General features: G+C 54.7%; 20 protein-coding genes. 17 read left to right on the top strand and 3 right to left on the bottom strand.

What is annotated here, in order from left to right:
• Positions 1–94 precede the first annotated feature (94 nt).
• The 10 genes from lepA (at position 95) to adk (ending at position 10,486) form a co-directional block, all read left to right on the top strand.
• Positions 95–1,891 carry a translation elongation factor 4 gene (lepA, locus tag R0137_RS12800; RefSeq protein ID WP_407326797.1) on the top strand — a complete coding sequence of 599 codons (1,797 nt, stop codon included), beginning with the start codon at positions 95–97 and terminating at the stop codon, positions 1,889–1,891.
• Between the two features lie 33 nt (positions 1,892–1,924).
• A complete protein-coding gene (lepB, locus tag R0137_RS12795; protein ID WP_407326796.1) occupies positions 1,925–2,764 on the top strand; it encodes a signal peptidase I in 840 nt (279 codons plus the stop codon).
• A 37-nt stretch (positions 2,765–2,801) separates the two neighbouring features.
• Positions 2,802–3,191 carry a DUF4845 domain-containing protein gene (locus tag R0137_RS12790; protein WP_405270071.1) on the top strand — a complete coding sequence of 130 codons (390 nt, stop codon included), beginning with the start codon at positions 2,802–2,804 and terminating at the stop codon, positions 3,189–3,191.
• Positions 3,191–3,865, top strand: coding sequence for a ribonuclease III (gene rnc / locus R0137_RS12785; RefSeq protein WP_407326795.1), 675 nt, complete (start codon positions 3,191–3,193; stop codon positions 3,863–3,865). Before R0137_RS12790 ends, rnc begins: the two co-directional genes overlap by 1 nt.
• Positions 3,862–4,761 (top strand): GTPase Era, encoded by a 900-nt coding sequence (era, locus tag R0137_RS12780; protein WP_407326794.1) that lies wholly within the window; start codon positions 3,862–3,864, stop codon positions 4,759–4,761. The genes rnc and era overlap by 4 nt, the downstream gene beginning before the upstream one ends.
• Positions 4,762–4,782: 21 nt before the next feature.
• Positions 4,783–5,538 carry a DNA repair protein RecO gene (gene recO, locus R0137_RS12775; protein ID WP_407326793.1) on the top strand — a complete coding sequence of 252 codons (756 nt, stop codon included), beginning with the start codon at positions 4,783–4,785 and terminating at the stop codon, positions 5,536–5,538.
• A gap of 145 nt (positions 5,539–5,683) precedes the next feature.
• Complete coding sequence (gene cysM, locus R0137_RS12770) at positions 5,684–6,580, top strand: cysteine synthase CysM (protein ID WP_407326792.1); 897 nt, start codon at positions 5,684–5,686, stop codon at positions 6,578–6,580.
• Positions 6,581–6,584: 4 nt separating this feature from the next.
• Complete coding sequence (relA, locus tag R0137_RS12765; protein WP_407326791.1) at positions 6,585–8,819, top strand: GTP diphosphokinase; 2,235 nt, start codon at positions 6,585–6,587, stop codon at positions 8,817–8,819.
• Positions 8,820–8,901: 82 nt separating this feature from the next.
• Positions 8,902–9,717, top strand: coding sequence for a nucleoside triphosphate pyrophosphohydrolase (gene mazG / locus R0137_RS12760; protein ID WP_407330021.1), 816 nt, complete (start codon positions 8,902–8,904; stop codon positions 9,715–9,717).
• A gap of 121 nt (positions 9,718–9,838) precedes the next feature.
• Positions 9,839–10,486 carry an adenylate kinase gene (gene adk / locus R0137_RS12755; RefSeq protein WP_407326790.1) on the top strand — a complete coding sequence of 216 codons (648 nt, stop codon included), beginning with the start codon at positions 9,839–9,841 and terminating at the stop codon, positions 10,484–10,486.
• Here adk and R0137_RS12750 read toward each other — a convergent pair.
• Both R0137_RS12750 and R0137_RS12745 read right to left on the bottom strand, forming a co-directional pair.
• A complete protein-coding gene (locus tag R0137_RS12750; protein ID WP_407326789.1) occupies positions 10,483–11,097 on the bottom strand; it encodes a molybdenum cofactor guanylyltransferase in 615 nt (204 codons plus the stop codon). The genes adk and R0137_RS12750 overlap by 4 nt on opposite strands.
• Positions 11,098–11,174: 77 nt before the next feature.
• The gene (locus R0137_RS12745; protein ID WP_407326788.1) at positions 11,175–11,858 is read right to left on the bottom strand and encodes a hypothetical protein; all 684 of its coding nucleotides are present in this window, start codon (positions 11,856–11,858) and stop codon (positions 11,175–11,177) included.
• 422 nt (positions 11,859–12,280) lie between these two features.
• Between R0137_RS12745 and tsaB the strand changes: the two genes are divergently transcribed.
• The 5 genes from tsaB (at position 12,281) to trpS (ending at position 17,104) form a co-directional block, all read left to right on the top strand.
• A complete protein-coding gene (tsaB, locus tag R0137_RS12740) occupies positions 12,281–13,000 on the top strand; it encodes a tRNA (adenosine(37)-N6)-threonylcarbamoyltransferase complex dimerization subunit type 1 TsaB (protein WP_407326787.1) in 720 nt (239 codons plus the stop codon).
• Entirely contained in the window at positions 13,000–13,797 is a 798-nt protein-coding gene (locus R0137_RS12735) for an undecaprenyl-diphosphate phosphatase (RefSeq protein ID WP_407330020.1), read from the top strand. Before tsaB ends, R0137_RS12735 begins: the two co-directional genes overlap by 1 nt.
• 37 nt (positions 13,798–13,834) lie before the next feature.
• Complete coding sequence (locus tag R0137_RS12730) at positions 13,835–14,731, top strand: NAD(P)-dependent oxidoreductase (RefSeq protein WP_407326786.1); 897 nt, start codon at positions 13,835–13,837, stop codon at positions 14,729–14,731.
• A complete protein-coding gene (locus R0137_RS12725) occupies positions 14,731–16,026 on the top strand; it encodes a M18 family aminopeptidase (RefSeq protein WP_407326784.1) in 1,296 nt (431 codons plus the stop codon). The genes R0137_RS12730 and R0137_RS12725 overlap by 1 nt, the downstream gene beginning before the upstream one ends.
• A 70-nt stretch (positions 16,027–16,096) precedes the next feature.
• Positions 16,097–17,104 (top strand): tryptophan--tRNA ligase, encoded by a 1,008-nt coding sequence (trpS, locus tag R0137_RS12720; RefSeq protein WP_407326782.1) that lies wholly within the window; start codon positions 16,097–16,099, stop codon positions 17,102–17,104.
• 40 nt (positions 17,105–17,144) lie between these two features.
• On the opposite strand, the gene R0137_RS12715 is transcribed toward trpS, so the two are convergent.
• Positions 17,145–19,232, bottom strand: a complete 2,088-nt coding sequence (locus R0137_RS12715) for a TonB-dependent receptor (RefSeq protein ID WP_407326781.1) — start codon at positions 19,230–19,232, stop codon at positions 17,145–17,147.
• A 189-nt stretch (positions 19,233–19,421) separates the two neighbouring features.
• Here R0137_RS12715 and udk point away from each other — a divergent pair, with 189 nt between their 5' ends.
• Positions 19,422–20,063, top strand: a complete 642-nt coding sequence (udk, locus tag R0137_RS12710) for a uridine kinase (RefSeq protein WP_407326780.1) — start codon at positions 19,422–19,424, stop codon at positions 20,061–20,063.
• Positions 20,060–21,292: a NupC/NupG family nucleoside CNT transporter gene (locus tag R0137_RS12705; protein WP_407326779.1), complete on the top strand. Its 1,233-nt coding sequence runs from the start codon at positions 20,060–20,062 to the stop codon at positions 21,290–21,292. Before udk ends, R0137_RS12705 begins: the two co-directional genes overlap by 4 nt.
• The last annotated feature ends 9 nt before the right edge of the window (positions 21,293–21,301 follow it).

The raw sequence follows: 21,301 nt of genomic DNA, 5'->3' as shown, positions 1-21,301 counted from the left end.
GCGACGGGCGTCTCTCTAGGCTACAATGCCGCGCTTTTTGCGGGGGTCTCAAGAATGATGTCCCCGCTTCGCGCTTTTCTTGTGAGCATGCCTTTTGAGTGACCTCGATCACATACGCAACTTTTCGATTATTGCCCATATTGACCACGGGAAGTCGACCCTGGCCGATCGCTTTATTCAGCATTGCGGAGGCCTGAGTTCGCGCGAAATGCAGGCCCAGGTGCTGGACTCCATGGATATCGAGCGTGAGCGGGGCATCACGATCAAAGCTCAGAGCGTCACCCTCGACTATTGCGCAAAAAACGGGGAGACCTATCAGCTCAACTTTATTGATACCCCCGGGCACGTTGATTTCTCCTATGAAGTATCGCGATCCCTAGAAGCCTGTGAGGGTGCTCTACTGGTGGTAGACGCCGGGCAGGGCGTTGAAGCTCAGTCTGTAGCGAACTGCTACACCGCGATTGAATTGGGTCTTGAGGTGCTACCCATTCTCAACAAGATGGACCTCCCTCAGGCCGACCCCGATCGCGTAAGGATTGAGATAGAAGAAATTATCGGTATCGATGCGACAGAAGCCTGCCTGGTTTCTGCCAAGTCAGGCCTGGGTATCGAAGATGCTCTGGAATATCTGGTGGAGCATATTCCTCCTCCAGAGGGCAATCGTGAGGCACCGCTGCAAGCCTTGATTATCGATAGCTGGTTCGATAACTACTTGGGTGTGGTGTCATTGGTACGTGTTAAGCAGGGCGTCCTCACTCGTCGCGACCGCATTGTCACTAAGTCTACTGGCAAGCAGCATCAGGTAGATGGAGTCGGTATCTTCACTCCCAAGCGCGAAGCCAGAGAGTCTCTGGAGGCCGGAGAAGTGGGATACGTTGTCGCCGGGATCAAGGACATTCTGGGTGCTCCCGTAGGGGACACACTTGTTCACGCAAAGATGCCTGATGTGCCTTCTTTGCCGGGTTTCAAAATGGTCAAGCCCCAGGTGTACGCGGGAATCTTTACTGTATCCACCGACGATTACGAAGACTTTCGTGAGGCACTGGCCAAACTGACTCTTAATGACGCGTCGCTGTTTTATGAACCCGAGACCTCCGATGCCCTGGGTTTTGGCTTTCGCTGCGGCTTCCTGGGCATGCTGCACATGGAAATCATTCAAGAGCGTCTCGAGCGGGAATATGATCTTGATTTGATCACTACCGCCCCGACGGTAGTCTACGAGGTCCTCACCAAGCGCGGTGAAACACTTCGCGTCGACAACCCGTCGGCACTTCCCGATATGGGCGACGTCGATGAAATGCGCGAACCCATCGCACGGTGCAATATTCTTGTTCCTCAGGACTACTTGGGGAATGTAATCAGCCTTTGTGTCGAAAAGCGCGGAGAACAGCGAGATATGCAGTTCCTCGGATCTCAGGTGTCGCTGACCTACGACATCCCCATGGCTGATGTTGTCTTGGACTTTTTTGACAGGTTGAAGTCCGTCAGCCGCGGTTATGCGTCACTGGATTACAGTTTTGACCGCTTCGAGACCGCAACCCTGTCGCGACTTGATGTGCTGATCAATGGTGATCGCGTCGACGCCTTGGCGCTCATCGTCCACCGGGATCAGGTGGAGTATCGTGGCAGGCAACTCACCGAGAAAATGAAAGAGCTGATTCCCCGCCAAATGTTTGATGTGGCGATTCAAGCAGCGGTCGGGGGTAAGATTGTTGCTAGGCAAACAGTGAAAGCGTTGCGTAAGAACGTTACCGCGAAGTGCTACGGCGGTGACGTTAGCCGTAAGCGTAAGCTGCTGGATAAGCAGAAAGCCGGTAAAAAGCGCATGAAGCAGGTTGGCCGTGTAGAAATTCCGCAGTCGGCGTTTCTCGCAGTGCTAAAAGTAGATTGATTATGGGTTTGGTCCTTACGCACAGGAGCGTGTATGTCGCTTGATTTTCCGCTCATTCTGGTGATTCTGGTGTTTGGTACCGGATTGATCTGGCTCGCCGATCGACTGCTTTGGGCACCTGGTCGTCAGCGAAGCCTCGACGCTTTATGCAGCCAGTACCCGGAATGGGATCGTGACGGTTCAGCGGACGCCAAATTGTTCGCCGCCTCCGTGGAGACGCTGCCCAGAGAATCAACGGTAGTCGAGTATTCACGTTCCTTCTTTCCAGTGCTCGCTGTGGTGTTTGTATTGCGAAGTTTTTTGGCAGAGCCCTTTCAGATTCCTTCTTCATCGATGGTCCCAACCCTCGAAGTTGGTGACTACATTTTGGTGAATAAGTTTGTCTACGGTATTCGTCTGCCAGTACTGAGAACTAAGGTGTTCTCGATCAGCGAACCCAAGCGCGGCGACGTCATGGTGTTTTTCCCGCCGCATTTAAACAAAACGTATTACATCAAAAGGGTCATCGGTTTGCCCGGCGACGTGGTGAGCTATCGCAGCAAGCGGCTTTACGTGAACGGGGAGCCCATTCCTTTTGAGCCCCTCGCAGTACTTCCCGAAGGGCGTTCTCGCTACCAGATGGGGATGTCCTCCCTTGGAGGCAAAAATCACCTCCAGCAGGTGAATCTCATGCGCCCGGGAAGAGACTTCACGGTCACCGTAAAGCCAGGTCACTACTTCATGATGGGGGATAACCGCGATAACAGCTCTGATAGTCGCGTTTGGGGTCAGGTAAGCGAGCGGGATATAGTAGGCAAAGCGTTTGCTATATGGATGCACTGGGACTCGCTGTTCAGCATCCCAAGTTTTGATCGCGTCGGCGGCATCGAGTAGATCCCGTTCAACGCCGACGGTTATCGAGGGAAGGGCTATGAAAACACGTAACAGACAGCAAGGCATGGGCATGTTGGGTATGCTCATTATTGCCGTGATGGTGGGTTTCTTTGTCATGTCCGGTATTCGAATCGCGCCGGGTTTGATTGAGTATCAAACGGTCCGGGAGTTGGTGATCGAAGCGGCAGAAGAGTATGACGACGATGAGGACACGATTGCCGACATACGTCGAACGCTGTCCGGTAGTTTCAATATGAATCAGATCAAAACCATTGGGCCTCGCGATGTGGAAATAACGCGCGAAGATGGCAAGGTCGTACTCAACGCCAACTACGAAGACCGTATCCCGTTGTTCTGGCGTATCGATGCCGTGGTGAAATACGACGACCTGGTGTTCATTGGTGGCGAGCGCTACAGCGACGAGTGATGGATGATCAGCAGTGGCTTGAGCGGCAATTCGGCTGTCGGCTGCATCAAGAGTCCTTACTCGCACAAGCGCTGTCTCATCGTAGCGTCGGTAGCAGGAACAACGAGCGTCTCGAGTTTCTCGGCGACTCAGTTCTGGGCTATATCGTCAGTGAAGAACTTTATCGAAGATTTCCAGATGCTGACGAAGGGCAGTTGAGTCGTCTTCGTGTGTCTCTAGTGAAGGGTAGCGCTCTAGCAGAAGTAGCAAGGGAGCTGTCCCTAGGGGAGCAGCTGCGCTTAGGCTCCGGTGAACGCCATGGTGGCGGTCGCCGCCGCGATTCAATACTGGCCGATTCTTTTGAGGCCGTGCTTGGGGCCATCACTCTGGATTCAGGCATAGAGGCCTGCCGACAGGCAATATTCAAAGTGTTTCGGAGCCGTTTAGACGGCCTGAGGCTGGAGCAGGCTCGGAAAGATCCGAAAACCCGTTTGCAGGAGTTACTGCAGGGGAGTGGGCGTCCCCTGCCGGATTACGTACTGCGTAACGCGGCGGGAGAGGATCATGCCCGCATATTTACTGTTGCCTGCGAGCTCGCTGATGGCAAAGTCATTGCTGAAGGGGTTGGCGATAGTCGTCGGGCCGCCGAGCAGGCCGCCGCGGCGGCGGTGCTCGATCAACTGGGGGAATCATGAGCGAAGACACACGCTGCGGTTACGTGGCCATCGTAGGACGACCCAACGTTGGTAAATCAACGCTCCTAAATCACCTGCTGGGGCAAAAGCTGTCGATTACCTCGCGTAAGCCTCAAACAACGCGGCATCAGGTGTTGGGTATCAAGACTACCGATACTGCACAGATGTTGTTTGTTGATACGCCCGGTATTCATGGCGGCGAAGATCGAGCGTTGAATCGCTTTATGAACCGCACCGCCGGCGCCGCAGTGGCCGCCGTGGACATCGTGGTCATGGTGGTTGACCGAGGGGAATGGCGAGATGATGACGATCGCGTTTTGCGGAGCTGCCTCGCTGCGGATGCCCCGGTTTTGCTGGTGGTCAACAAGGTAGACCTTGAGGACAATCCCAACGCTATTTTACCCAGTTTAGAGTCACTCTCTGAACGGGCTGATTTTGCCGCGTTGATTCCCCTGTCGGCACTGCGAGCTAAAAATCTCGATGTTCTCGAAACGGAAATTGTGCAGCGTCTTCCCAAAGGCCCCTTCCTGTTTGAAGAAGATGAGGTGACGGATCGGAGCACGCGCTTTTTGGTGGCAGAGATCGTGCGAGAGAAGATCACGCGGCAGCTGGGTGACGAGCTTCCCTATTCAACGACCGTAGAAATCGAAGAATATGGCGAGGAGGCGGGGATAGTACATATCTCAGCCGTTATTCTTGTGGAGCGTAAAGGCCAGAAAGCTATATTGATTGGCCAGAAGGGCAGTCGGCTACGTCAAATAGGCACCGAAGCTCGTCAGGATATTGAAAGGCTGATCGACAACAAGGTCATGCTCAATCTTTGGGTGAAAGTTCGATCAGGCTGGGCTGATGATGAGCGGGCCCTGCGCAGTCTTGGATATGACGATGGGCGTTGAGTCCTAGCGCTGACTTTCCTGATGCGAGTCCAGCTCCAGCCCGCGTATCTTCTGCACCGCAGACCCTTTCGTGATAATAGTGAATTGCTCGATGTGTTTAGCGTCGAGCATGGGCGTCTAGGGCTGGTCGCGCGCGGTTTGAGCCGTCGACGTCGCGGCGGACCTCTAGGTGCCGTGCTACAACCTTTCAGGCCGTTACTGCTGAGTTTTTCGGGAAAAGGCGAGTTGTTAACACTCACCGGTGCTGAGTCCGGGGGAGAGCTACCTCCATTGACGGGGGATGCCTTGTTAAGCGCTTTCTATCTCAATGAGCTACTCCTGCGGCTGCTACAACGTTTTGAAGAGCAGCCCGCAGTGTTTACGGCTTATGGCGCAGCGATCGCAGATTTGTCAGACGCGGTGCGTGCCGAGAGCCCACGTGGTGCGCTAGAGTCGGCACTCAGGCGTTTTGAATTCAGTTTGCTGGAGGAGCTGGGCTACGCGGTTGATCTATCCTGTGATGCGTCCCGGGGTATGCCTATTTGCGACGACAGGCATTACGCATTGGTGCCTGACTTTGGCTTCCGGGAAGTTGGAGTTAAAGCCAGCGCCGGCGATGCGAGTTTCACAGGCGCTCAAATTTCAGCTATCGCGCAAGGCCGCTTTGATGGTGAGAACGGCGCTGCTGCAAAGCGGATGGTAAGAGCCTTACTTCACCCGCATTTGGGTAGCATCCCTCTACGCTCGCGCAGCATGTTTGAGACCGTTAAAGCTGCGCCGACTAAGTTAGAGCAATAAGTGGCAGACAGCGCTTGTTAGCTTTGATCAGTGGCAGTGCAATAGAGTGCGGAAATGCGGTGGTATTCGCCGTATTGCTGGCATAAGGTGGTGGCCGTTTTGAGTACCAAACATCTTGATTTGAGCACGAGCTTTAGGAACATCTATGCCTGACTATCCAACTATTGAGGCTTGTATCGGTAATACGCCGCTTGTGCGTCTTCAGCGTCTTCCCGGGAATACAAGCAACGTGTTGCTCGCGAAGCTGGAGGGTGACAACCCCGCTGGTTCAGTCAAGGATAGACCCGCCATGAGTATGATTGCCGAGGCCGAGGCCCGCGGCGATATCGCACCCGGCGACACGATTATTGAAGCGACTAGCGGAAACACCGGTATTGCATTGGCTATGGCAGCGGCAATTCGTGGCTATCGGATGCGTTTGATCATGCCGGCAACGGCTAGCAGCGAGCGTAAGCAGGCAATGAAGGCCTATGGTGCCGAACTGATAGAGGTGACGGCCGAACAAGGTATGGAGGGCGCGCGGGACCTTGCCCACGCTATGCGTGATGCGGGCGAGGGTATCGTGTTGGACCAGTTTGCGAACCCGGATAATCCTTTGGCCCACTACCGTGGAACAGGCCCTGAGATATGGCGTCAGACGGGTGGCGAAATAAGCCACTTCGTCAGCTCTATGGGAACCACGGGTACGATTATGGGTTGCTCTGCCTACCTCAAGACCCAAAACCCTGAGATTGAGATTGTCGGACTCCAGCCGACAGAGGGCGCGAGTATTCCAGGTATTCGTCGCTGGCCTCAAGCTTATCTACCGAGTATTTTTGAACCCGCTAAGGTCGATCGTGTCTTGGACATTAGCCAAAACGAAGCAGAGGATGCTATGCGTGCGTTGGCGCGAGAAGAGGGCATCTTCTGCGGTGTGTCTGCGGGCGGCGCTGTCGCCGGGGCTCTGCGTATCTCTGCAGAACTCGAAAACGCCACCATTGTGATGATCATCTGTGACCGGGGCGATCGCTACCTCTCGACCGGCGTCTTCGACAAGGACTGAACTCATGGTCCGCATTCGCGAACAGAGCTACTTTTCCAGTGATGGAGTAGCAGACGGAGAGGCCTGGCTGGCGCAGCTTCCGGCGGGTCTGGCCCTGTCTGATGCGAGCAGAGACAGACTAAGAGATGCCCTTGATGTTCTCCATGGCGCAACCAAGATTCCCGCCATCGACCCTCGGGATTGGGCTCGGGAGCCAAATTGCGAATGGGCGGGCATAGAATCGGCGCAGATTCTGGCTGAGCTTCGTGTCGGCGTGGATTGTCTTGTCGCCGGTTTGCTCTATCGCGCTGTAAGAGAACAGCGTCTGAGTTTGGACGAAGTAGAAGCCCGCTTTGGCAAAGGCGTTACCAATTTGCTTCGCGGCGTCCTGCGCATGGCTGCCATCGCAGACCTTCGCAACCCCAGCGATACAGCAGTTCTCGGTGAGGCAGAGAGGCAACGAGACAACATCCGCCAGATGCTTGTCGCTATTGTCGACGATGTGCAGGTAGCCCTTATAAAGCTTGCAGAAAGAACCTGCGCGATCAGAGCAGTAAAGAGCGATAAAACGCGTCAGGAGCTGGTCGCGCGGGATGTGTTCGATGTTTACGCCCCGCTGGCTCATCGTCTGGGTATTGGTCACCTGAAATGGGAGCTTGAGGATCTGTCCTTTCGCTATCTGTACAACGATTCCTATAAACGCATCGCGCGCTTGCTGGATGGCAAGCGGCTCGAGCGTGATCGGTTTATTACGCGGGTGACAGATCAGTTACGTTCGGTACTTGGCGGGGCCGGTATCGAATTTGAAATAAGCGGTCGATCCAAGCACATTTACAGCATCTGGCGAAAAATGCAGCGCAAGGGCATCGGGTTCTCTCAGGTGTATGACATCCGTGCTCTGCGTATCCTCGTGCCCGAGCTTAAAGACTGCTATGCGACTTTGGGTTTAGTGCATGGCCTTTGGCGCAACATCCCTAACGAGTTTGACGACTACATCGCCAGTCCCAAAGAGAACGGGTACCGCTCGCTCCACACGGCGGTGATTGGCCCTGAAGGCAAGATACTCGAAGTCCAGATTCGCACCCATGAAATGCACGAGGAGGCCGAGCTCGGCGTTTGTGCGCATTGGCGATACAAAGGTACTGATACCCGGCAAGGCACGGGTTCCAGCTACGACGAGAAGATTAATTGGCTGCGCCAGGTACTGGATTGGCATGAGGAAAGCGGCGACGCGGTCAGCGTCGAAGAGCAATTGCAGTTTGATGTGGCTCAGGACCGCGTGTATGTATTCACCCCACGCGGGGACGTAGTAAACCTCGCTAGCGGCGGGACGCCTCTCGATTTTGCTTATCACGTGCACACAGAGGTTGGCCATCGTTGTCGTGGAGCGAAGGTAAACGGACGAATCGTTCCGTTGACGCATAGTCTGCAGACCGGGGACCGTGTAGAAATTCTTACCGGCCGGGAGAATCGTCCACGACGGGACTGGTTGCAGTCAGGCTTGGGGTATCTGCAAACTCCTCGCGCTCGCGCTAAAGTGCAGGCTTGGTTTAAAAGCCAGGCACGCGAAGAAAATGTTGATGCGGGCAGACAATTGCTCGAGCGAGAATTTCGCCGCTTAGCGCTCACCAGCGTCGATTACAAGCGTATAGCCGTGCGACTTAGTGTTGCTACCGTTGACGACATGTATGCAGCGGTGGGGTCGGGTGATCTGACCGCTTCACAGGTTGTAAACGCCGCGGAAACGCTTATCGGTAGTAAGCCGCAGCCTGAATTGCGGGTAAGTAGGCCGAGTAGCGGTCGGAAACGCAACGCCGTTCAGGTACAGGGCGTCGGAAATCTTTTAACGAACATTGCGGGATGCTGTAAGCCCGTACCGGGTGATGCGATAACGGGCTTTATTACTCAGGGTCGCGGTGTGAGTATTCACAGAGAAGATTGTGCTCGGGTGTTGAAGATCTCGGAGCAGCATCCTGAGCGGGTTATTGACGTGGAATGGGGGGGCACCCCAGATGAGCGTTTTGAGGTGGATATCGCGATCGAGGCTTATGATCGCCAAGGGCTCTTGAGGGACGTTACCTCGATGTTTGCGAACGCGAGAATCAACGTGCTCTCGATTCAAACCCAGACCAACCGCAAGGCACACGCAGCTGCGATGCGCCTGACGGTGGAAGTGGGGGACTTGGGATCCTTGGCAAAGCTTCTTGAGCGTCTCAATCGACTTAAGAATGTAATATCTGCCCGTAGGCTGAGTACCTGAGTTCGATGTTAGTTAAGGCGGAGAAATCGGAGTAAACCCTTTGGATAACGCAGGTTACACGCTCGCTGACCTATTGCGGATTATGGAGCGGCTGAGAGATCCCGAGGACGGATGTCCCTGGGATTTACAGCAGGATTTCCAGAGTATCGTTCCGTCGACCTTGGAAGAGTGCTACGAGCTAGCTGCTGCCATAGAAGCTGGCGATTATCCTCATCTAGCGGACGAGCTGGGTGATGTGCTTTTTCAGGTGGTTTTCTACGCGCAGCTAGGGCAAGAGCAAAAACTGTTCAGTTTTGAATCGGTGGTACATGGGCTTTCAGACAAGCTACTCCGGCGGCATCCCCATGTATTCGCTGACGGCGAAATTGAAGGCGTCGTAGACAAGACGGTTGCGCAAGCGGGTGTCCAGCTTGGGACTTCCACTGAGGGCAACGTCGGCAGCACCGCGGCAGTAAAAGAGCAGTGGGAGGCTATAAAAGCGAAAGAGCGAGCAGGGCGCTCACAGCTTGGCGCGCTGGATGATGTTCCTGTGGCGTTGCCGGCACTACCCCGCGCACAGAAGTTACAGAAACGCGCGTCTCGCGTCGGTTTTGACTGGAAGAGCGCTGAGCCCGTTTGGAGTAAGCTCGACGAGGAGCTTGGCGAGCTTAGAGAGGCCGTCGCGCGAAAAAACGATGAAGACATGGAAGATGAGTTGGGGGATCTACTTTTCACTGTAGTGAATCTCTCTCGCCACTTGAGGATTGATGCTGAGACCGCGCTGCGCCGTGCCAGTAGCAAGTTCGAGCGCCGCTTTCGGGCTATGGAAGCGCAATGCGCAGTTCAGGGGCAGGCGCTTGAAGTGCTCGACAGCGCTGCCATGGAGCTGCTCTGGAGTGACGTAAAGGCGGCGGAATAACGTACAAACCTTCGACTAAAGCCTGCTTGTTTCCCCTCGATGCTGCCGGTATGGTGTCCGGCTCGGCTGTAGGGTGTGCCTACAGGCTGATCGGATTATTTTCTTAAAAATGAGGACGTCCATGCGATTGATACTGCTGGGAGCTCCCGGTGCCGGTAAAGGTACCCAGGCTCAGTACATTACCGAAGCCTTTGGCATTCCTCAGATATCTACCGGCGATATGCTTAGAGCTGCTGTGAAGGCTGGTACGGAGTTAGGCTTGAAGGCCAAGGCAATTATGGATTCTGGCGGCCTGGTATCAGACGACATCATCATCGGCCTGGTGAAAGAGCGTATTGCTGAGCCTGACTGCGCGGGCGGCTGCCTCTTCGACGGTTTTCCGCGAACGATTCCTCAGGCGCAGGCTATGGTTGACGCTGGCGTAAGCATAGACCACGTTATCGAGATTGCTGTTGATGACGATGAGATTGTGAAGCGCTTGAGCGGGCGACGGGTACATCCGGGCTCAGGTCGGATTTACCACATAGAGCACAATCCGCCGAAGGTCGAAGGTGTGGACGACGAAACGGGCGAGCCTTTGGTTCATCGCGATGATGATCTTGAGGCAACCGTGCGCAAGCGTCTCGCGGTGTATCAGGAGCAAACCAGGCCCCTGGTGGACTTCTATAGCAACATGAGTGGCGACGATGCGCCCGCCTGTCATTTTATTGCGGGTGTAGGCACTGTGCAGGAAATTCGAGCGAAGGTTGTCACTGCCCTGGATGCTTAAACTTTGTTTCCGATGATTTGGTCCTGTCGGTCTAGATCATCGACTCTATTCAGATTGAGAAACCCCTCCGAGAATTCGGTGCCGAAGCTGAGTGACGCACTTTTACAGCTCGCATACCACCCGCGGACGGAGTAGTCGCTACCATCAAGTCTCTGACTCACCTTTGCTAGGACAGAAATCCGTAGAGCGGCGCATAGGTAGTGTCCGCCGTGCGGGGTGCTTGCGTAGATGATGTCCATGTCCTCACGCTGCCCGAGTTCCGCCAGAAGGCGTTTCGGTACTTCGTGAGAGAGTTTTGGCAGGTCACAGGGAAGCAGGATTAGTCGTGCATCGCTTTTTACCTCCAACAAAATCGGTGCTAAAGCCTCTAAGCCAGCCAGGGGACCCTGGTAGTCGGAACGAAGGTCAGAGATGACCTCAACGCCCTCGATACTTGCATAAAACTCGAGGTTTCTGTTCGCGCTTACGAAACAGCGACCGCAGAGAGGATTTAGCAGCCGTACCGCTCGCTCAGCATTACTCAAACCATCGACTTGAATTAGGCCCTTATCGGCGCCACCCATGCGCCGGCCCGCGCCGCCGCAGAGCACCAGACCCACAACGTCAGTCATATCGTTTTCCCCCGAGGTATTGCCTCCCGTGGCAAGGATTGTGTGGAGTCGTTTTGCTTTGATATCTGTGGGTAAGGCTACTTGGACCTTGAGACTGTGATTTCTTCAAGAACTCGTTGGGATAGCTTTAAATCGGCCTGAATCCAGATTTGCGCAAGACGCTGCATATCGTAAAGTTCGTACAAAGCATTCTTGGCCTGCTTGTCTGCCCACAAGCCTTCGACATCGAATTGCTCCAATGACTCAGCAGATGGTTGTTGACTGGGCTGTCTGGTGAGCCTGTAGTGTGGCCGTATCGCCGTATGAATATCCGTAAAATTAACCGAGAATGGCACGCTCTCGTACGCTGTGACGAGGGCTTGTACCCGTCGCAATGTGGCTCTCAGTCGTGTTTCATCGAGCAGATCAAGGCGACCAGATGAAACCATTTCCAAGAAACTGATGGGCAAAGACGGCGGAGACTCTATATATAACCCGCTTTGCAGCTTGGTCAGCGCTGCATCCTTGGATAAGGCGTCGCCACTTTCAAGGGTCGTCAGCAACGAATCAACCGCGACTGTCGCTTCGTAGTGAATCTCTGACAATCGATTTAGTTCCGCCTTCCTGTCCTCAAAGTCCTCTTCAAGCCTTGTAATAAGTCTCTGGGCTCCGACTCGATCAGATTGATCTTGATACCAATTGGCGATCTCCATGCCGATGAATACACCCACAATGACGATAATCAGATCAATCCAAATTGCGAACCAATTCTGATTCTTCACGTGTTGTGTAACGCTTCTAAGTAACATGAGAGGAAATATAGCGGATACTTCCAACATTTACTCGAAGAATATCTGGAGCTTCACCGACTCTTTCTGGTGGTCGGAAGCGGTCGAGTTGGTGACTTCCCCTAATAGGTGAACGCGGTTTAATCGCCTCGACGCTACGTTCAGGTGTTGCTCTCTACCAAGGATTGAGAGTAAGACGCACTCACGCGAAGATCGCCGACTAAATCGAGCTGATACTATTCGTACTTCATGGCATCGACGGATCTAAGGGCCTGATGCCATTGGCCGCTTCCTAGGTCACACAAATCTCACCGAAGGGGTGACAGTTAGGCCGAAACTCCTATATTTATAGGCGTTTCGCTTGACTCTAAAGACTGTGGGATAATTGCGTCTCACGTTTGCCAGATTTCATATACTTGAGTCGCCTTCTCGCTATCGACAGTGCTACGGATGCCTTAAGCCTCGCGCTTGGGGGCGAGCTCGCGTGTCGGTCTCTGCATCGCGTCATGCCAAGGCAGCATCAGCAACTGTTGTTTACCCTGTTGGATGAGCTTTTTGAGGGACAAAATCCTGCGAAACTCGACTTGGACGCTATTGTATACGGTCGCGGTCCGGGGTCCTTTACGGGACTGCGTATCGCGGTGAGCGCAGCTCAAGGCCTCGCTTTTAGTCTTGGAGTGCCCGTGGTGGGGGTCTCGAGCCTGGAAACGCAGGTGCGCACCTTTCTGAGAAGAACAGATAGTGCTCCTGCGGCGATGATTCTGAGTTGCATTGATGCCCGTATCGGGCAGGTGTATGGACAGTGGTTTTCAATCAACGATGAGGAAGTTTGCGCCTCGGGTGAGGCTTTTGTTGCGCCTCCAGAAGCATTGGAACTGCCCGACAACTGGCCTCGGGCCGAGGTGTCCCTTGTCGGTGTGGGGAGTGGTTTCGCTTTACAGGACGATATGCCTCCGGAGATTCGAGACTCCCTAACGGCGTGGCCCGACGTGCTGCCTGAGGCTCAGGACATGTTTAAACCTGCTAAGTTGGCGCTTGAGGCGGGACTTGGGCAGGATCCGATGCTCGCGACACCGGATTATGTGCAATCGCGCATAGGCTGGAAGACCCTTGCTGAGCAAGGGCGCATCGCATGATCGAGTGGTGGCAGGCCTTGGTGTTGGCGCTGGTTCAGGGCCTGACTGAATTTTTGCCCATCTCTAGCTCAGCCCATCTACTGCTGCCTTCCATGCTTCTGGGTTGGCCCGACCAAGGCCTGGCATTTGACGTGGCGGTTCACTTCGGCACGCTCATTGCGGTGGTGATCTACTTCCGGCGAGACCTGTGGGCCCTGACTGTCGGTGGATGGGGGGCGGTGCGCAATAAAGCGATGAATGACAGCAGCCAGGAGATCGTATTCCTAGCCTTAGCCACGGTACCTGCAGTCTTTGTGGGCTTTGCTCTAAATGATGTGATGGATTCTCTGCGTACTCTGCCAGTGATTACGACCACAACGATTGTCTTCGCGATATTACTTGCCTACGCCGACCGAAGGGTGAGTGAGACGCCTAGCGAAAGTGTTGCGAGTTGGCAGATCGCATTAATGATCGGCTGTGCTCAGGCCATTGCGCCAATTCCGGGTACCTCTAGATCTGGGATAACTATCACCGCGGGTTTACTCTTGGGGCTGTCTCGCCACGCAGCGGCAAGGTTTTCTTTTCTTCTTTCGATTCCGATTATTCTGGGCGCAGCACTGCTGAAGACCTCGGATTTGGTATCGATAGACACGCCGGTGGATCTGCCATTGGTGCTCTTGGGTACCACCGTTGCGGCGCTTAGTGCCTATGCGTGTATCGCTATGTTTCTTCGCCTTATAGATGCCGTGGGCATGCTGCCATTTGTAATCTATCGCTTACTGCTCGGCGGGGTTTTGTGTGGGCTCTTGTGGGCCTAGGTCTTGAGGGCCTAATTGTTTTGAGGACGTCGCTTAAATGAAAGTCGCTTTTCTGGGGTTGGGCGTTATGGGATTTCCCATGGCAGGTCATGTGTCTCGCGCAGGACATGAGGTGTGCGTGTACAACCGTACGCGGGCCAAGGCTGAGCTGTGGTTGAAGAGCTATAAAGGTAGCTTGGCCGACACCCCTGCCGAGGCTTCCGCAGGCGCCGATGTTGTGGCCCTCTGCGTAGGCAATGATGATGATGTTCGCCAGGTGATATGCGGCGATGCAGGGGTCTTTGAAGGGATCGCTAGCGGCGCGGTAATCGTCGACCACACCACGGCTTCCGCAGCCTTGGCACGAGAGCTCGCCACTTTGTGTACGGCGCGGGAAATCGGTTTCGTGGATGCGCCGGTCAGTGGTGGCCAAGCGGGTGCTGAAGGAGGTGCGCTCACGGTAATGGCCGGGGGTGATACAGAAGCCTTTGATACTGCACTACCGGTATTAGAAGCCTACGCAAAATGCGTGCGCTTGTTGGGGGCTAGCGGAGCGGGGCAATTGGCGAAGATGGTCAATCAGATCTGCATTGCCGGGGTTGTAGAGGGGCTGTCGGAAGCATTGTTGTTTTCACAGCGTGCAGGTCTTGATACCACGGCGGTGATCGACGTAATCAGCCAAGGGGCGGCCCAATCCTGGCAGATGGAAAACCGCTACAAGACGATGCTAGCCGGGGAGTATGAGCACGGCTTTGCCGTGGACTGGATGCGTAAAGACTTGTCTATCGTGCTTAGCGAGTCAGAGCGCATGGGACTTGATCTCCCGGTTACTCAGTTGGTTGACGACTTTTATGCGGAGGTACAAACCATGGGAGGCGGCCGCTGGGATACAAGCAGTTTGCTGGCGCGGCTGGAGTCCAAACATATGGGATCAAACGATGAGGACAAAGCGTAGTGGACAAGGAAGTATTCAATCAGGGACTACTTGAGTTTCTATCTGAGTCAACGAGCCCTTTTCACGCGGTCCAGTCGATGTCCCAGCGCCTTCGTGACGCAGGTTTTGAGCGACTAAAGAACGATGGCGATATAGGCCCGGGGAGTACTGGAGTTTTCTACGAGCAGGGAGGAAGCCTCATAGCCTTGCGTCCTGGAACAGAAGCCTTGCGAGAGAGCGGCCTGCGCATGGTCGGTGCGCACACAGACAGCCCCTGCCTGATGGTTAAACCGAATGCAGAGCAGCGCAAACTGGGGTATTTGCAGCTGGGTATTGAGGTCTACGGCGGTGCTTTACTGAACCCTTGGTTTGATCGAGATTTATCCCTCGCAGGACGAGTGAGTTATGAGCATGGGGCGGGAGCCGTTGCGACGGCGTTGGTGGACTTTCGCGACCCTATTGCTGTGATTCCCAGTTTGGCGATTCATCTTGATCGAGAAGCGAATAAAAACCGCAGTATTAATGCGCAGCTACAAATGGCCCCGTTGTTGTCCTTGGATACTCAGAGCTTTGAGTTACGGGAGTTTCTTCGTGGGCACTTACAGGCACGAGCTCTGGATATCACTGAGGTTCTGGATTACGAGTTATGTTTTTACGATACCCAAGCCCCCGCGCAGATAGGACTCCGTAGAGAGTTTATTGCTTCGGCGCGACTGGACAATCTACTGTCCTGCTATACGGGATTACAGGCCCTACTTGAAGCGGATGGTTCGCAATGGTCGCTATTGGTCTGTAATGATCATGAGGAGGTTGGCTCCTGCTCGTCTACTGGTGCCCAGGGGCCGATGCTGCAGAACTTTCTGCAGAGGCTGCTTCCTGACCAGATTTCCTTACCGATGCTCATGCAGAGGTCGATGATGATTTCTGCGGATAACGCCCATGCGGTGCATCCCAGTTATCCCGACAAGCATGATGAGCGTCATGGGCCGATGATTAACGGTGGCCCGGTGATCAAAGTGAATGCGAGTCAGCGCTACGCTACGTCTAGTGATGGTGCTGCATTATTCAGGCTACTGGCTCGCAAGGCGTCGGTCGATGTGCAGGCCTTTGCCATGCGCGCAGACATGGCATGTGGCAGCACCATTGGTCCGATAACTGCCGGTGAACTAGGCGTCACGACGCTGGATATTGGCGTTCCAACTTTTGGTATGCATTCTATCCGAGAGTTGGCGGGAAGCGACGATGCGTGGGCACTGCAGCGGGTGTTGAGTGCCTACTTCAGCCACCCATCACCACTTTTTGCAGCTAGTCCATGAGTCGCACTCGGGCCTTGAGCGCAAGTTATGCATTGCTAGTTGCGGTAAACCCTATTTCAAGGAGAAACAAATGAGCGTGCGACGTGTACTGACGGGTATAACAACCACCGGTACTCCACACCTGGGTAACTATGTAGGCGCAATTCGTCCTGCCATTGGCGCTGCGCAGCAGGCGGATAACGAATCGTTCTTCTTCCTCGCGGATTACCACGCACTCATCAAGTGTAGCGACCCGGCACAGGTGCAGCGATCAACGTTGGAGATCGCTGCGACATGGCTTGCTCTTGGTCTCGATACCTCGCGGGCGGTGTTTTATCGCCAGTCCGATATTCCCGAGATATCGGAACTCACCTGGATTCTAAATTGCAGTGCAGCAAAAGGGCTGATGAACCGAGCGCATGCCTACAAAGCGGCGGTACAGGCGAATGAGGACAATGGGGATGACCCCGACTATGCAGTGACCATGGGCCTGTTTAGCTACCCGGTGCTTATGGCTGCAGATATTCTGATGTTTAGTGCTCACGATATACCTGTGGGGCGTGATCAGATTCAGCACGTGGAGATGGCGAGAGACATTGCTCAACGCTTTAACCACAACTACGAGGAGCTCTTTGTTCTACCGGAAGCGCGGGTCGACGACAATGTCGCGGTACTGCAAGGCCTGGATGGCCGCAAGATGAGCAAAAGCTATAACAACACGATACCCCTGTTTGATACCGAGAAACGCCTGAAGAAGGCTATTAACAAGGTGAAAACAAATCTTCTTGAGCCGGGAGAGCCCAAAGATACTGCGGACTCTACGGTGTTTCAGTTGTGGTGTGCTTTCGCGGACCCGGAGGGCGTGGCGTCCATGGAGCAGGCTTTTGCTGAAGGTATTGCCTGGGGCGAGGCGAAGAAACAGCTTTTTGAGCGGGTGAACGATGAGCTGAGCGGCCCAAGAGAAGAGTACGACCGCCTTATCGCTGAACCGGGGCATATCGAATCCGTGCTGCGCCAGGGAGCAGAGCGGGCCAGAGAGCACAGCGCGCCACTAATGAAGAAAGTGCGCTCTGCTGTGGGCATTCGGCCTATGGGCTGAAGTCCCGGCGCTTCGTTCCCCTGCGCCGGGATGCGTAGGCTTACTCAGGGCGGTAGGCGAACTCCAAGAACACGCCTCGAGGTTGCCCTACAAAGTAGCGGTAGGATCCAAAGCCAAAATCTGCACGCTCGGCGTAATCTTCATCCAGTAAATTTGTGACGCGCAGAGTGGTACTAAATCCCTTATTCAATGCCAGCGCGAGGCGTAGGTTCAGTAGCTCATGCCCCTCGTACTCGTGCTGATTATCGGGCTCAAGGTAGTAGCTTCCCATGTGTACCCACTCGAGTTCGGCACGCAAGCTGCGATTGTTTTGTAGGGAAAAATCACGGCCGAGTCGGGCGCTACCAAACTGTCTGGGAGCTGTATCAATATCGTTGCCCTCGATATCAAGCCGCGAACCGAGCAAGTTGGCAGTACTGTCATAGCGGTGCCGGGCAATATTCCCGTCAACACCCGCATACCACCCGGATTCCCCGTTCCAGTAGAAACTGAACTCGATGCCTTCGTGGCTGGTTTTTGCGCCGCTGACATTCTGTCGGTCCGCGTTCTGAAAGATGACATCACTCTTTTCCATGGCGTAGACCGAGGTGTCGTAGCTAAAACCACCGAAGCTTCCTCTGACACCGAGATCAACGCTGGTGATGGTTTCGCTGTCTAAATCGGCGATCTCTTGTCCCGCTTGCAGACGGTAGAGCTCCGCTGCCTGAGGCGGTCGAAAGCCTTGCGAGCCTCGAAGGTAGACGCGGTGCGCATCACTCAGAGCATAGGTGATTCCCAGATTGACGCTACCATTACTAAAGTCGTCCTCCCGGTCAGCGGGTCGAAAGAACCTACAGGCGCTGGCCTCGGGTGCGCAGGCGGAGCCGTCGCCGGTTTGATTGTCATAGTCGTAGCTGTTTTGCTCCAGTCGAACGCCAGCGGCAAGTCCCACACGCGAGTTTAGCTGCCAATTTGCCTGCGCATAAAGAGCTGCAGACAGGGCGTCGACTTCGTAATCGTAGTGCACGCCCGCAGGCTGATTAGGGCTGAAATCATCGTCCTGAACTTCTCGAAGCCAGCCCCGCGTAGCATCGATATCTACGCCCGTGCTCCAACTGAAGGTTTCGGAGCTATCGCTAAGCGCAACTCTGAGCCCCAGGCTTTCCTGACCATTTTTCTCTGTGGCCTGCCAGGGCAGGAAGTGCTGAAGAAACTCCATGGAGGTGCGCCGAAGATACGGGGTGATACTCAGTTGGCCCACATCCGTATCACGTTGCCAGCGGCTATAGGCTCTAAGGGCAAAACTGTCACGATAAGCTTCGGGGTTGGGGTTAACTTTCTTTAGGTTGGAATCCTTATAGGCTTCAAAACCCGCAACAAATCCCGAGGTCTCTTGATTGAGGTTGGTGGCCTCGAGGGCATTGGTTACTTGCCAAACGTCGCCCTGAAAATCGTGGCGGAGCGTGAGTTTCTGCTGATCAAAGCCCGCGTTGTCTTTGTACCCGCCATCGGTAACGCCATTGAAGTAGACGCCCACTGCGTGGGCGCCATGTTCCGCACGAAATTCGCCGCGTACCCTGTAGTAGTCGTCGGGCCCCGCTTCAATCGCATAAGCGTTCTGTGGACCCTCGCGAGGATCGGCAGTGAGCGTATTGATCACTCCGTGTACAGCGTTCGCGCCATACACCGCGGTGCCAGGCCCCCGGACCACTTCGATAGCGTCCGCTTGTTCACTGTTTACATCAAACAGCTGATTGACATTACAAAACCCCGGTGCGCGCAAACTGATGCCGTCCCAGGCGGTATAGAAAGCACCACAGCCGCCGCTGCCGGTGAGAACAGGCGATCGCAAGGCAATGAGACTCTCCTGGCCATTACCGCGAGATATCCATGCTCCTGGAGCTCGTTGCATCACCTGATTGATGTGCACGGCGCCTGTTAACAAGAGGGCGTCATCGTCAATACGAGACCAGGGCAGGGCGAGGTTTAAGCCTATCTCCGGCTCGCGGGTCGCACTCACGATGACCTGCTCGATGCGTGAGGCAGCCTCGTCATCGCCTTGAGCTATGGACGATACCGCGATGGACATGACAGTGAGGCAAGCAAGGGCAGGCAGTGTTGAAGAAGAGAGTGGTCGCATAGTGGCCATTTTAAAGTCGTTGTAAGTCGCGCGGCAGTGTAACGGAGCCTGCGCAGAGCCCCAAGTTTCTTAAGAAAGATCGCCAATGCCAATGTTGCACGGTGGTTGAGTTATCGAAGACGATTTAGAGACTTGGGGTGATCGCTTTCAGCAGATAGACTGGGCGCCTATTCCATTCCTGTTAAGGGCACGTATTCGGTGCAACCCTTCGTTATTGCCATCGCCGGTCCCTCGGGCTCGGGTAAAAGTCTGTTTGCGGAGACGCTATGCGCTGAGTTGCGGCGAGATGCCCCGCAGCTCGACGTCGTGCTTATCAAAGAGGACGCTTACTACCGTGATCAGTCTCACGTAGCTCTCGAGGATCGTGAGAAGGTTAACTACGACCATCCTGAAGCTATTGAGCAGGATTTGCTGGCAAGCCACTTACGCTCACTGAGCGCCGGGCAGCCCGTAGAATCGCCTATGTACGATTACACGGTACATAACCGGCGGCAAGAGACTGTGGGCATTGAGCCCGCCCCAGTGATTATCGTTGAAGGTATTTTGCTCCTTACACACAGAGCTCTCCGTGAAGCCTGCCATATAAAATTCTACATGGACACGCCTCTGGATATTTGTCTCTTAAGACGTATGGCTCGTGATGTGAAGGAGCGGGGGAGAAGTCTGGATTCGGTCACGGATCAGTATCAAGAATCCGTGCGGCCGATGTACCACGAGTTTATTAAGCCAAGCGTCCGCCATGCCGATATGGTCATCACACGGGGAGGGCGTAACCGAGTTGCTTTGGACATAGTACGGAACATGCTGCTGTCTGTTTTCCAGAGTGAGGAGAAAACGTGAGCAGCGTGTCTACAGCGCTCCTTGCGGTTATGGCGATCGTACTGTTTGTCGGTATAGCTTGGCTGTTATCGCTGGATCGTCGTGCTGTTTCTCTTCGGACCGTGGGGGGCGCGTTTTTGTTGCAGGTGGGCATAGGGGGCCTAGCACTCTATGTGCCCGCAGGGCGGGCGGTGCTCGAGTCATTGTCAGCCGGGGTGGCTCGTGTGATCAGTTACGGGCAGTCCGGGATCGATTTCGTGTTTGGCGATATTGGTCGCTACGAGGTGGGCTTTGTGTTCGCCTTTCATGTTTTGCCGATCATTATCTTTTTCTCGTCACTCGTTGCTGTGCTTTACCACATCGGAGTGATGGGTTGGGTCATTCGCATCCTCGGTGGTGCCTTGCAAAAACTTTTGGGCACCAGTCCTGCGGAGTCGATGTCAGCGACGGCGAATGTGTTTGTCAGCCAAACAGAAGCGCCGTTGGTAATTAAGCCCTATATCGCGTCCATGACCCGCTCTGAACTCTTCGCAGTGATGGTCGGCGGCATGGCGACAGTCGCGGGATCGGTGCTTGCGGGCTACGTGGCGCTTGGGGTAGAGATGCGTTACCTCTTGGCGGCAAGTTTTATGGCTGCTCCCGGTGGGCTTTTGATGGCCAAGTTATTGGTCCCTGAGCAGCGGTTGGTAGCAAAGGCCGAAGAGACTTTGGATCTTTCTATCGAAAAGAGCGTCAACGTTTTTGATGCAGCTGCTACGGGAGCCGGTAACGGCCTTTCTCTCGCGGTCAATATAGGCGCAATGCTGCTTGCCTTTGTGGGTCTCATTGCGCTGGTGAATGGTTTGTTGGGAGGGCTGGGTAGCTTGGTGGGCTGGGATGCTCTCTCGCTTGAGCTGTTGCTGGGGAATCTGTTTCGGCCAATGGCCTTCTTATTGGGCGTGCCCTGGGACGAGGCAGCGGTCGCGGGAAATCTCATTGGCCAGAAGCTGGTGCTGAACGAGTTTGTTGCCTTTGGCTCATTCTACGAGGACAAGTCGCTGCTCAGCGATCATGCTCAGGCCGTGGTGTCTTTCGCGCTTTGTGGTTTCGCCAATCTCTCTTCTATCGCGATACTCATCGGTGGTCTCGGGACGCTGGCACCCGAGCGCCGTCCTCTCATCGCACAACTAGGCCTTCGTGCGGTGTTAGGAGGTTTTCTTGCCAACCTGCTTAGTGCGGCAATTGCCAGCTTCTTTTTGTCGCTGGCCTGACGCGGCCGT

Source organism: Congregibacter brevis, assembly GCF_045689245.1.
GTDB lineage: Bacteria > Pseudomonadota > Gammaproteobacteria > Pseudomonadales > Halieaceae > Congregibacter > Congregibacter brevis.
Note: the sequence above shows the minus strand (reverse complement) of the source record. Positions and strands in the feature narration are given on the sequence as shown.